Origin of the sequence: Flavobacterium omnivorum, from assembly GCF_900099915.1 — a bacterium.
GTDB classification, from domain to species: Bacteria; Bacteroidota; Bacteroidia; order Flavobacteriales; family Flavobacteriaceae; genus Flavobacterium; species Flavobacterium omnivorum.
In genome coordinates, this window is record NZ_FNDB01000014.1 from 51,160 (window position 1) to 63,225 (window position 12,066).

Sequence of the window (12,066 nt, forward strand, 5' to 3'; positions counted from 1 at the left end):
CTTTTTTTTGATTTAATAATTTTAAAAAAGAGTTAAGGTAAAAGTTAAATATTAAATACAATAATGAAATACTCAAGATTAACAAAAGAGCAATTTGAAGAATTGAATCAAGAATTCAGTACTTTTTTAGCAACTCAAACTATTGACAAAGCAGAGTGGGATAAAATTAAAGCAGAAAGACCAGAAGTTGCTGAACAAGAATTAGATGTTTTCTCTGATTTGGTTTGGGAAGGCGTTCTTACAAAGGCAGTTTTTTTAGAACATTTTTCTAAAAATCATATTTTCCTTTTTCAGTGCTTTGATACCTATGTTCATTCCATTGTTTTAAAATCAGTAGTTCCAGAAACTGATTTTTTGACACGCGAAGGTTTGCAATGGCTTAGCGATAATATGTTTACCGATACTATAGAAATGAAAATTGGTAAAAAAGAATTCACCGAAGACCGCAATGCTTCTATCTTTGCCCTAATACAGCAAGGTGCTTTTTTGAGCGATGGTCTCTTATACAAACAAATTAATTCGATTATCGAGTCGTAATATTGTTGTTTTCTCTTTTAAATTGGTTATTTTAGTACGCTTTTACAAAAACTAAAATAGCCAATTTTATTTTATATGGATATTCAAAATACGATTCAAACTTTGAGAGCCGAATTAGATCAGCACAATTATAATTATTATGTGTTGGATAAGCCAATAATTTCCGACTATGATTTTGATTCGAAATTAAAACAGCTTCAAGACCTTGAAAATGAGCATCCGGAATTTTTTGATGAAAATTCTCCTACGCAACGAGTAGGTGGTGCCATTACAAAAAATTTCCAAACCGTACCACATCAACACCGAATGTATTCGCTAGATAATTCCTATTCTAAAGAGGAGCTTATCGATTGGGAAAAACGAATTCAAAAAGTTCTAGGCGATGTTCCATTAGAATATACTTGTGAACTTAAATATGATGGCGCATCCATCAGCATTACCTATGAAAACGGAAAGTTAAAACGTGCTGTTACTCGTGGCGATGGTTTTCAGGGTGACGATGTGACTAATAATATTAAAACTATAAAATCCATTCCATTACAATTAAAAGGAAATTTCCCTGCTACATTTGATGTCCGTGGTGAGATTATTTTACCTTTTGCTGGTTTCGAAAAAATGAATCAGGATTTAATAGAAATTGGAGAAGTGCCCTATTCAAACCCCAGAAATACCGCATCGGGTAGTTTGAAATTGCAGGATAGTGCCGAAGTAGCCAAGCGACCACTAGATTGTTTATTGTATTTTCTAATAGGAAACAATCTTCCATTTCAGTCTCAATTTGAAGGATTAGAAACGGCCAGAAATTGGGGATTTAAAGCACCTAAGGAAGCCAAATTAGCGCGCAGTTTAAAAGAAGTTTTTGAATTTATCGATTATTGGGACATTCATAGACATAATCTTCCTTATGAAACGGATGGCGTGGTGGTAAAAGTAAATTCGTTTCATTATCAGGATGAGTTAGGGTTTACTGCAAAATCACCTCGATGGGCAATCGCCTATAAATTCAAATCCGAACAAGTTGCAACTAAATTAAATTCTATTTCATATCAAGTAGGACGAACAGGTTCAATAACTCCAGTGGCTAATTTAGAACCGGTACAATTGGCAGGAACTATTGTAAAACGTGCTTCTTTGCATAATGCGGATCAAATAGAAAAATTAGATATTCGGGTAGGTGACACTGTTTTTGTAGAAAAAGGAGGGGAGATTATTCCTAAGATTATAGCCGTTGATTTAACTAAACGTCCAGAAAACTCAGAACCTACAAAATACATCACACATTGTCCGGAATGCAATACACAATTAGTCAGATCTGAAGGTGAAGCCAACCATTATTGCCCTAATTTTTACGGTTGTCCACCGCAAATTATAGGCAGAATCCAGCATTTTATTTCAAGGAAAGCAATGGATATCGAAGGTCTTGGAGGTGAAACGGTCACGTTACTGTTCAATAATGGATTAGTGCATAATTATGCTGATTTGTATGAATTAACAGTGGAACAGATTCTTCCTTTGGAAAGAATGGCTCAAAAATCAGCTGAAAATTTAGTTAAAGGTGTAGAAAATTCAAAGAATATTCCTTTTGAACGCGTTTTATTTGCCCTTGGAATTCGTTATGTGGGGGAAACAGTGGCTAAAAAATTGGCTAAACATTATAAAAGTATTGATGCATTGAGTCAAGCTACATTGATGGATTTGATTCTTGTGGATGAAATAGGCGAACGAATTGCGAAAAGTGTAATTGATTTCTTTGAAAATCAGGAAAATGTAATTATAATTGATAGATTAAAAGTGTACGGGATACAGTTTGAAATAACGGAAAAAATTAATCTCAATGCAACTAATAAACTTGCTGGTAAAACATTTGTAGTTTCAGGTGTTTTTGCTAAATTCTCTAGAGATGACTTAAAAAAAGCAATCGAAGATAATGGCGGAAAAGTAGGGAGTTCTATTTCTGCCAAAACGGATTACGTTGTCGCAGGGGATAATATGGGACCTGCAAAATTAGATAAAGCGAATAAACTTAAGATTTTAATAATTTCCGAAGATGATTTTATGAATTTAATAAATCTAACGGATGCATCTACTGACTAAAAAGTATAATTTCATACAGGAAAATACAATTGTATGTTTTTTGTTTTCTTTTGCAATTGTGGAAGTTCTAGCAGAATTGTTTTCATTCAAAATGATTCTGTTTGCATTTAGGCCATTGGTTGCTTTGTTGTTAATCTATCTTTATTGGATTACCTCTAAGGAAAGAAATGGTTTTTTTTTATAACTACCTTTTTTTTGTTGCTTACCAGTATTTTTATTATTCCGGAATCACCTTTTTTTTTGAGATTAGGAATAGCCGGAATTGTAATCCATCGACTTTTACTTATAATTTATATTATAAAGCTAAATAAGGTTAAAGATTTTATACCAGTACTTATAGCAGTAATTCCTTTTGTATTTGTTTTTTCTTATTTACTTTCTATTTCAGATGGAATTCCAGAGGGAAGTTATTACCCTTTGTTAGTCCAAAATATATTAGTATCCATTCTTGGCGGAGTTATTTTATCAAATTATTTTATGAATGAAACTACAAACACTCCGTGGCTATCAATCTTTGGAGTACTATCCATAGGATTGTATTTTACCGTTTTTATAGAGAAATTTTTTTTAAATAACCTGCCGCCAACCTATTTTAGACCATTAGGAATGGTTTTGTTTGTAACAAGTTATTACGCTTTTTACAAATTTGTTATTGATGTCGAAAGATTGAATGCCGTGGTAAAAGAAAATAACGAATAGAGTAAAAGACTTTTTTACTCCGTTCAAAAAATTATCAATGCGAAAAGATATTTTTATTTTATAAAAAAATTCGATTATAAGCAATAAGAATAAAACAATGGTACATTTTTTTTACCATATAAGTCATTTAAGTTTCATTTGTTAGGCTTATATAACTTAAACAACAATAAGGTCATTTAAGGTTTAATGCTTATATGACTCCTATGTTAAATATTATTTCAGTCATTTTATAGTACGACATTAAATAGGTCCAACTGCTTAGCTAGACTATAATCGATTTTCCTTCAAAAGCTTTGGCTTTATTATTGTCTAAATAAAAGTCTATTCTTCCTAAATTAATACCGTAGCAACCTACTTGATTTACTAAAACTTCTTTGCCTACAAGGTTCTTAGCAACTGTAGGTTTGTCCAGAAAAGTATGAGTGTGACCACCAATAATTAAGTCAATATCCTGAGTCAGTTCGGCTAATTTTAAATCACAAATTTTAGCAGGCTCGTCTCTGTATTTGTACCCTAAATGCGACAGACAAATAACTATATCACATTGCTGTTCTTTCTTTAAAATCCGAACCATATCTTGAGCCGTTTCAACAGCGTCATTGTACACGGTTTCCTTGTACATTCCTTTGTCAACCAATCCTGCAAGCTCTATTCCAAGCCCAAAAACACCAACTTTTATTCCGTTTTTATGAAATATTTTATACGGTTTTACAAAACCATCCATCACGGTGTTTTTAAAATCGTAATTGGCAGAAATGAACTCAAATTTAGCGTGTGGCATTTGTGCATGCAAACCTTCAACACCGTTATCAAAATCGTGATTTCCTATCGTAGAAGCATCATATTGCATCATGCTCATCAATTTGAATTCTAATTCACCTCCGTAATAATTAAAATAAGGCGTTCCTTGGAAAATATCGCCTGCATCTAAAAGTAATACGTTTGGATTTTCTTTCCGAATTGTTTCAATCAATGCCGCTCTTCTTGCAACGCCACCCATATTTGCATTTCTGGGATGATCCGCTGGAAAAGGATCAATATAACTATGTACATCATTAGTGTGTAAAACAGTAAGTTGTCTGGTTTTTGCCGACTCAAAACTACTCAATGATACACCTAAACCTATTAATGCTGAACCGGCAGCTGTTTTCTCTATAAATTCTCTTCTTTTCATTTTATATTTTTTTGGAGCTATTTCCCGCTTTACGTTGCAATCTTTTTTATCGTTAAAAAACGATAAAAAAGGATTTTCACTTCAATCGGGGCTAGGGCTTTCTGTTTTGTAAAACTATTTTGTTCTTTAAATTCGAATTACTTATTCAACCGTAATTCTAACATCTTTTATTACAGGAATAGTATCCACTTCTTTAAAATAATCAATAAGGATATTTCGAAGTTTGTATTCTAAATCAAATTTCTGAACTCCTTTTTTGAAGAAATTCATATTATCTCCACCATTAGATAAATAGTCATTGGTTCCTACATAATAAATGGTCTCTTTTTGAACAAGTTTCCCTTGAACTAAAATATTTTTCGCAACATTATTTTTATCAATTGTAAATGTTATTCCGGCTAATGGATGTGGTTTCTTTTCACCAATAAAAAAGTCGACCATTTCAAAAATTTGTTCTCCTTTTAAGGCAATAACGACCAAACTGTTTTCAAAAGGCATGATTTCAAAAGCGGCTCTGGCTGTTACATTCCCTTTTGGAAGTATGGAACGAATTCCCCCGCTGTTGAGCAAACAAATATCAATATTCTTTTTTTCTCTAGCTTGAAATACTAAGTTACCTCTCGTTAAAGTAACATCAGCCATCAAATTACCAATTGTAGTTTGCCATTTACCCGTGCTTTTATCCAATGTTTCAGGACAATAGGCTAAAATGCTATCTAAATCCTTGTTGATGTGTTCCCGATACGGTCTTATGAAATTTTCAATTGCCGGAACTTGATTTTCCTTTTCAGTAATAGGAATTCGTTTTCCTTCTATTTTAGTGACGTAATTTTGTTTGCTGCAAGAGGCAACAAATAAAAATGTTAAGAATATAACAAAAAGTTTAGAAACGTCATTATACTTTTTTAGATTTACCATTTTAAATGCGACTTAATTAATTAATTTTGTAACTAAGTAAAAGTAATATGTTTTTAAATTATATAAAGAATTTTTTTGTAAAAAAATCACTTAAAAATACCTTGAAAAATTTAAAAAATATAAATACTGTTGGTACAATACAAAGTGTTGGTTTATTGATTGATGCAACTGATTTTGAACAAACGGATCTGTTAATTGAAGCTTTAACGGCTAACGGAATAGCAGCGGATAATTTGAAAGTGTTGGTATTTCAAAATAAATTTAACATTAACCAAAAGAACCTTTATACCACATTTGATGCTGGGGATCTTAATTGGAACGGCCAAATTTCAAATGTTGATATTGTTGCGTTCTGTGCTGAAAAGTTTGATCTTTTAATTAGTTATTATGAAAAAGAGAACGCTATTTTAATGCAAATTACGCACCATTCAAAAGCCGAATTTAAAGTGGGTTTCTCGTCAGTAGATAAAAGATTAAATCATTTTATGATTAAAACGACAAGTACAGCTTACACCATTTTTGTAAGTGAATTATTTAAATATTTAAAATTATTAAACAAAATATAAATCTAAGTTATGCAATCATTAATAGGAACAGGTGTTGCTCTTGTAACTCCATTTAAACAAGATTTTTCAATTGATACTGAAGCATTAAAAAGAATTGTTAATTTTTCTATTGATGGAGGAATTGAATATTTGGTAGTATTGGGAACAACAGCCGAAAATGCTACTTTATCATCAGAGGAAAAAGAAATAGTTATTCAAACTGTAATCGAAGCTAATAATGGAGTGCTGCCTCTAGTGTTGGGAGTGGGAGGTAACAACACAGCGAAAGTTGTCGAAGAGTTAAAAACAAGAGATTTATCTGCATTTACAGCTATACTGTCTGTTTCTCCATATTATAATAAACCTACACAGGAAGGGATTTACCAACATTTCAAAGCGGTTGCGGAAGCTGCTCCAATTCCTGTCATTTTATATAATGTTCCAGGAAGGACAGCGAGTAATATGTTGCCTTCAACTGTTGTGCGTTTGGCTAATGAATTCAAAAATGTTGTTGCTATAAAGGAAGCAGCAGGTGATCTTGTTCAAGCGATGCAACTTTTAAAAGACAAACCGAAAGATTTTCTTGTGATTTCCGGCGATGATATGATTGCTTTACCAATGGTTTTGGCGGGTGGATCAGGCGTAATATCTGTAATTGGTCAAGGCTTTCCTAAGGAATTTTCTGAGATGATTCGTTTAGGTCTGAACAGAAAAGTGGATGAAGCATTTAAATGTCAGTACCTATTATCGGATTGTATTGATATGATTTTTGAGCAAGGAAATCCAGCTGGAATCAAACAAGTGTTTCTATCACAGGGAATATCAGAAAACACCGTTCGTTTGCCATTAGTAAAAGTAGATTATGAATTGGCCAGCAGAATTGATCAATTTGTAAAAAAAGTCAACAAACAAGCCTAAAAAAGGAGTTTTGTTTTAAACAAAAAATATATTTTGAAGTCGCTAAATTAATAACTAAATTTGCCACCGAAACTTCGGTATGATTTCGTAGGCTGTTTCAACCAAGAAATCATAAAAAAAGTAAAAAAATGAAAAAACTACTATCTCTACTGCTTCTTGTCGCTGTATTTAGTTCTTGTAACGAATACCAAAAAGCATTAAAATCCGAAGATGTTGCTGTTAAATTTGATATGGCTACTAAATTGTATGAGGCTGGAAAATACTCTAAAGCAATTCGTATTTTTGAACAAATTGCTCCTGCTTATAGAGGAAAACCTCAGGCAGAAAAATTGTTTTATATGTTTTCACAATCCTACTACAAAACAAAACAATATACATTATCAGGCTATCAATTTGAAAGTTTTGTTTCAAGTTATCCTAAAAGTGAAAAATTACAAGAAGCAGCGTATTTGGGAGCCAAAAGTTATTCCATGTTGTCTCCAGTATTCAGCTTAGATCAAACAGATACGAACAAAGCATTAGACAAATTGCAATCCTTTATTGATACGTATCCAAACTCTGAGTATGTAACAGAGGCTAACAGTGTTGTAAAAGTACTGAGTGAAAAAATCGAGAAAAAAGTATATGAAAATGCGAAGGGATACAATACAATTTCTGATTTTAAATCGGCAATTGTGGCTTTAGATAATTTTGTTGCAGATTATCCTGGAACACCATTTAAAGAAGATGCTTTGTATTACAAGTTTGATTCAGCTTATCAATTGGCTATTAATAGCGTTCCTGCAAAAATGCAAGATCGTTTAATTGTGGCTAAAACTGCCCAATTAAATTTGATGAAATTTAACGCCGAAACAAAGTATAAAAAAGTAGCTAACGAAATGTTAGCACGAATAGATAAAGATTTACAAAAATTTACTAAATAAATAAAGTCATGGATTTAAAAAAGACGAATGCTCCAGTAAATACAATAACATACAACAAAAATGTTATTGAAGAACCTACTGGTAATGTGTATGAAGCAATAACCATTATGGCTAAAAGAGCAAACCAAATCAATTCTGAAATCAAAAAAGAGTTGACAGAGAAATTAGAAGAGTTTGCTACATATAATGATAGTCTTGAAGAAGTTTTTGAAAATAAAGAACAAATTGAGGTTTCAAAATTTTATGAAAAATTGCCAAAGCCACACGCTTTAGCAGTTCAAGAATGGTTAGATGGTAAAATTTACCACAGAGATTCAAATAAATAATAGTACGATGTCAGTTTTAAACGGGAAGAAAATTTTACTAGGAATTTCTGGTGGAATTGCAGCGTATAAAACAGCATCTTTAGTACGACTTTTCATAAAAGCAGGAGCACATGTCCAAGTGATAATGACACCTGCTTCTAAGGATTTTGTTACTCCACTGACGTTATCCACGTTATCTAAAAATCCTGTATATTCTAGTTTTTATAATCAAGATGATGAGAATGAAAAATGGAATAATCATGTAGAATTGGCACTTTGGGCTGATTTAATGATTATTGCTCCTGCGACGGCGAATACAGTGTCTAAAATGACCAATGGAACGTGTGATAATCTTTTGATTGCCGCGTATTTATCAGCAAAATGTCCTGTATATTTTGCTCCTGCAATGGATTTAGACATGTACAAACACCCTTCTACTTTAGCTAATTTTACTTTTCTAAAACAATTTGGAAACACAATAATTCCTGCCGAAAGTGGCGAATTGGCAAGTGGATTATCTGGAGAAGGCAGAATGGCTGAGCCAGAACACATTGTTGCTTTTATAACAGATGATTTAAATAGTAAACTTCCACTTAAAGGAAAAAAAATACTGATTACTGCTGGTCCAACTTACGAAGCAATAGATCCTGTACGTTTTATAGGAAATCATTCTTCCGGTAAAATGGGCTTTGATATCGCAAGTAGTGCTGCAAATTTAGGTGCTTCAGTGATTTTAATCTCCGGACCTACAAATTACACTGTTTCTAATCCATTAATACATATGATCCCAGTTGTTTCTGCAGAAGAAATGTATTTGGCTTGTCATCAGTTTTATCCAGATGTCGATGTAGTTTTGGCAGCAGCAGCAGTGGCAGATTATAAGCCTAAAAATGTCGCTCCACAGAAAATTAAGAAAGCCGCTTCTAATTTTGTAATTGAACTCGAAAAAACAAAAGACATACTAGCTTCACTAGGTTTGCTAAAGAAAAATCAATACCTGATTGGTTTCGCTTTAGAAACAGAAAATGAAATTGAAAATGCAAAGTTAAAAATTCAGAAAAAAAACTTAGATTTGATTGTTTTGAATTCACTACAGGATGAAGGTGCAGGTTTTGGCAAGGCCACTAATAAAGTTACTTTTATTGATAAATTTTTTCATATTGAACCAATGGAATTAAAGTCAAAAGAGGCAGTGGCAGAGGATATCTTAAATAAAATAATAATGCATTTTGGAATGCAACGATAATAGGCCAAAATTACAACATAATAGTGGTTGTTAATTTGACAAAATCCTAAAATAGAAATCTACAAATGAATAAAATATTTACTTTTTTGCTGCTTTTTATTCTGGGAATTGCCCAAGCGCAACAGTTGAATTGTACCGTAACGGTTGATTCACAAAGATTGAGCGCGACCAATCAACAAGTCTTTAAATCTTTAGAAACTGCTATAACTGAGTTTGTAAATAAAACAGATTGGACGGGTGTAGCAATGAAGCAGAACGAAAAAATTAATTGTTCGATGTACCTTACGATTTCGTCGAATAGTTCAGATCAATTCGCAGCTACCATACAAGTGCAGTCATCAAGACCTATTTTTAATTCCTCCTATTCTTCTCCAGTATTCAATTATAATGATAAAGATTTTAATTTTAGGTACACGGAGTTTGAAAATCTAATATTTAGCCCAACTACATTTGATTCTAATTTAGTTTCAGTTCTGGCCTTTTACAGCTATATGATTTTAGCAATGGATGCAGATACCTTTGTTTTGGAATCCGGTAGCTCTAATTTTGAAATTGCCCAAAACATTTCAAATGTGGCACAACAAGGAGGTTCAAAAGGGTGGAGTCAAGCTGATGGGAACCAAACGCGTTATTTTTTGATAAACGATATGGTAGCACCAACTTTTAAACAAATCAGACAAACGGTATTTGATTATCACTCCGGTTTAGATTTGATGACCAAAGATGTAAAGATTGCTAAAGAAAAAATTAAAGCAGCAGTACTTAATTTATCAAAATTGAATGCTTCAAGACCAAACGCCTTTCTAACGCGTGTCTTTTTTGATGCTAAATCAGATGAAATTGTTTCTATTTTTTCCGGTGGTTCAAGTATTACAGTATCTGATTTAGTAGATAGTCTTAATAAAATTTCTCCGCTGAACTCGAGTAAGTGGATTTTGATAAAACAGTAATTGTTTTTCCGTTCTTTAGTTCAACTCTAGTTTCTCATTCCAAAAATAAATACAATGATAACGTCACTTTCGATAAAAAACTATGCTTTAATAGAAAAATTGACTATTGATTTTTCCAAGGGTTTTTCAACAATAACTGGAGAAACTGGTGCTGGTAAATCTATTATTTTAGGTGCTTTAGGACTTGTTTTAGGAAAAAGAGCAGATTTAACTTCCTTGAAAAATAAAGAAGAAAAGTGTATTATTGAAGCTCATTTTGAAATTTCAAAGTATAATTTGTTGCCTTTTTTTGAAGCTAATGATTTAGATTATGAAAACGAAACTATAATTAGAAGGGAGATTCTCCCATCAGGGAAATCTAGAGCTTTTATTAATGATAGTCCCGTGAATCTTCAGGAACTGCAGGAATTGAGTTTGTTTTTAATAGATATTCATTCGCAACAGCAAACACAAGAACTTTCAGAAGAAAATGTTCAGTTTAACATTATTGACGCTATTGGTGGTAATAAGGAAGCTATTTTAGAATATCAAGTACTTTTAAAAAATTATAAAGCAGATAACTCTAAATTAAACGCACTGCTAAAAACACAAACTGAATCTAAAAAAGAGCAGGAATACAATACATTTTTGTTAGATGAATTAGTAGCAGCTCAGCTAAAATCTGGAGAACAGGAAACGCTAGAAACTGATTTTGAGAAATTAAATAATGTTGAAATTATAAAAGAATCTATTGATAAGGCTTTGGCTATTGCCAATGACGAACAAATAGGTGTGATGAATAATTTGAAAGGAATTAAAGTAGCTTTACAGAAAATTGCTCCTTTTTCAGCTGATTATCAATCTTTATTAGACAGAATTGCAAGCGTAACGATAGAATTTGATGATATTTCAGAAGAGATTAGTCGCAGTTCAGAAAAATTGGTAAATGATCCAGAACAATTGGATTTAATTAGTCAAAAGTTGCAAGTTATTTTTAGTTTGCAAAAGAAACATCAGGTTAGTACGGTGGAAGAACTACTGGAGATTCAAAGTAAATTAGAAAATTTAGTTTTAGAATTAGGGAACATTGAAGAAGAAATTACAGTATTGACGGATTCAATAGTGCAAAAGACTGCAAGGTTAGATGTGATGTCCGCAGCAATTCATGATAAAAGAGTAGAGTCTATTCCGGTTTTATCTCAAAAGTTGATTGTAATATTAGAAACTTTAGGAATGCCAAATGTTCGTTTTAAAATAGAAATTAATGCAGTTGAAACGTATTTTCCAAATGGGAAAGATATTCTTCAGTTTTTATTTTCGGCCAATAAAGGAACTGATTTTGGTTTATTGAAAAAAGTAGCTTCTGGCGGTGAAATGTCGAGAATTATGTTGGCTGTTAAAGCAATTTTGGCACAATATTCAAAACTACCAACACTGATTTTTGATGAAATTGACACGGGTGTGTCGGGCGAAATTGCTATTAGAATGGGCGAAATTATGAAAGATATGAGTCAAAAGATGCAAATTTTTGCCATCACACATTTACCTCAAATTGCCGCAAAAGGAAATGCACACTTTAAAGTATTTAAATCAACTGTTGGTGACGACACACAATCGGAGTTAAAGTTGTTAAATGATCAAGATAGAGTGGTGGAAATTGCGCAAATGTTATCCGGAACTATTGTTTCTGAATCAGCCTTAAATCACGCGAAAGCCTTGCTGAACTAATATTTTAAATTATATTTGTCTCTAGAATAAGAAGAACTCAATCAATTTAC

The 12,066-nt window shown here is 32.3% G+C and carries 12 protein-coding genes; 10 read left to right on the top strand and 2 right to left on the bottom strand.

All coding sequences use genetic code 11. The features are described 5' to 3' along the window. Positions 1–63: 63 nt before the first annotated feature. The 3 genes from BLS90_RS12485 to BLS90_RS12500 all read left to right on the top strand — a co-directional run bounded on the left by BLS90_RS12485 (position 64) and on the right by BLS90_RS12500 (position 3,330). Positions 64–537 (top strand): DUF6495 family protein, encoded by a 474-nt coding sequence (locus tag BLS90_RS12485; RefSeq protein WP_066077023.1) that lies wholly within the window; start codon positions 64–66, stop codon positions 535–537. 75 nt (positions 538–612) lie between these two features. Then, entirely contained in the window at positions 613–2,631 is a 2,019-nt protein-coding gene (gene ligA / locus BLS90_RS12490; protein WP_091258198.1) for an NAD-dependent DNA ligase LigA, read from the top strand. A gap of 240 nt (positions 2,632–2,871) precedes the next feature. Then, positions 2,872–3,330, top strand: coding sequence for a hypothetical protein (locus tag BLS90_RS12500; RefSeq protein WP_139171421.1), 459 nt, complete (start codon positions 2,872–2,874; stop codon positions 3,328–3,330). A 262-nt stretch (positions 3,331–3,592) separates the two neighbouring features. On the opposite strand, the gene BLS90_RS12505 is transcribed toward BLS90_RS12500, so the two are convergent. Then, entirely contained in the window at positions 3,593–4,504 is a 912-nt protein-coding gene (locus BLS90_RS12505; protein ID WP_091258204.1) for a bifunctional metallophosphatase/5'-nucleotidase, read from the bottom strand. A 141-nt stretch (positions 4,505–4,645) separates the two neighbouring features. Further along, entirely contained in the window at positions 4,646–5,422 is a 777-nt protein-coding gene (locus BLS90_RS12510) for a 5'-nucleotidase C-terminal domain-containing protein (RefSeq protein ID WP_091258206.1), read from the bottom strand. Between the two features lie 47 nt (positions 5,423–5,469). Between BLS90_RS12510 and BLS90_RS12515 the strand changes: the two genes are divergently transcribed. From BLS90_RS12515 to recN, 7 genes are all read left to right on the top strand, one after another. Continuing rightward, positions 5,470–5,988 (top strand): DUF6913 domain-containing protein, encoded by a 519-nt coding sequence (locus tag BLS90_RS12515; RefSeq protein WP_091258207.1) that lies wholly within the window; start codon positions 5,470–5,472, stop codon positions 5,986–5,988. A 9-nt stretch (positions 5,989–5,997) separates the two neighbouring features. After that, on the top strand, positions 5,998–6,885 hold the full coding sequence (gene dapA / locus BLS90_RS12520) for a 4-hydroxy-tetrahydrodipicolinate synthase (protein WP_091258210.1): 888 nt from the start codon (positions 5,998–6,000) through the stop codon (positions 6,883–6,885). A 128-nt stretch (positions 6,886–7,013) separates the two neighbouring features. Next, positions 7,014–7,808: an outer membrane protein assembly factor BamD gene (locus BLS90_RS12525; protein ID WP_091258211.1), complete on the top strand. Its 795-nt coding sequence runs from the start codon at positions 7,014–7,016 to the stop codon at positions 7,806–7,808. A gap of 8 nt (positions 7,809–7,816) precedes the next feature. Then, on the top strand, positions 7,817–8,134 hold the full coding sequence (locus tag BLS90_RS12530; protein WP_035671643.1) for a DNA-directed RNA polymerase subunit omega: 318 nt from the start codon (positions 7,817–7,819) through the stop codon (positions 8,132–8,134). Between the two features lie 7 nt (positions 8,135–8,141). After that, positions 8,142–9,359, top strand: coding sequence for a bifunctional phosphopantothenoylcysteine decarboxylase/phosphopantothenate--cysteine ligase CoaBC (gene coaBC, locus BLS90_RS12535; protein WP_091258265.1), 1,218 nt, complete (start codon positions 8,142–8,144; stop codon positions 9,357–9,359). Between the two features lie 65 nt (positions 9,360–9,424). Next, a complete protein-coding gene (porD, locus tag BLS90_RS12540) occupies positions 9,425–10,309 on the top strand; it encodes a type IX secretion system protein PorD (RefSeq protein WP_091258213.1) in 885 nt (294 codons plus the stop codon). A gap of 54 nt (positions 10,310–10,363) precedes the next feature. Then, positions 10,364–12,016, top strand: a complete 1,653-nt coding sequence (recN, locus tag BLS90_RS12545; RefSeq protein ID WP_091258215.1) for a DNA repair protein RecN — start codon at positions 10,364–10,366, stop codon at positions 12,014–12,016. The last annotated feature ends 50 nt before the right edge of the window (positions 12,017–12,066 follow it).

Coding starts and splice junctions, on each gene's coding strand:
- BLS90_RS12510 (WP_091258206.1), bottom strand. CDS start 5,422: ATGGTAAATCTAAAAAAGTATAATGACGTTTCTAAACTTTTTGTTATA.
- ligA (WP_091258198.1), top strand. CDS start 613: ATGGATATTCAAAATACGATTCAAACTTTGAGAGCCGAATTAGATCAG.
- BLS90_RS12505 (WP_091258204.1), bottom strand. CDS start 4,504: ATGAAAAGAAGAGAATTTATAGAGAAAACAGCTGCCGGTTCAGCATTA.
- porD (WP_091258213.1), top strand. CDS start 9,425: ATGAATAAAATATTTACTTTTTTGCTGCTTTTTATTCTGGGAATTGCC.
- BLS90_RS12530 (WP_035671643.1), top strand. CDS start 7,817: ATGGATTTAAAAAAGACGAATGCTCCAGTAAATACAATAACATACAAC.
- recN (WP_091258215.1), top strand. CDS start 10,364: ATGATAACGTCACTTTCGATAAAAAACTATGCTTTAATAGAAAAATTG.
- BLS90_RS12515 (WP_091258207.1), top strand. CDS start 5,470: ATGTTTTTAAATTATATAAAGAATTTTTTTGTAAAAAAATCACTTAAA.
- dapA (WP_091258210.1), top strand. CDS start 5,998: ATGCAATCATTAATAGGAACAGGTGTTGCTCTTGTAACTCCATTTAAA.
- BLS90_RS12525 (WP_091258211.1), top strand. CDS start 7,014: ATGAAAAAACTACTATCTCTACTGCTTCTTGTCGCTGTATTTAGTTCT.
- BLS90_RS12485 (WP_066077023.1), top strand. CDS start 64: ATGAAATACTCAAGATTAACAAAAGAGCAATTTGAAGAATTGAATCAA.
- coaBC (WP_091258265.1), top strand. CDS start 8,142: ATGTCAGTTTTAAACGGGAAGAAAATTTTACTAGGAATTTCTGGTGGA.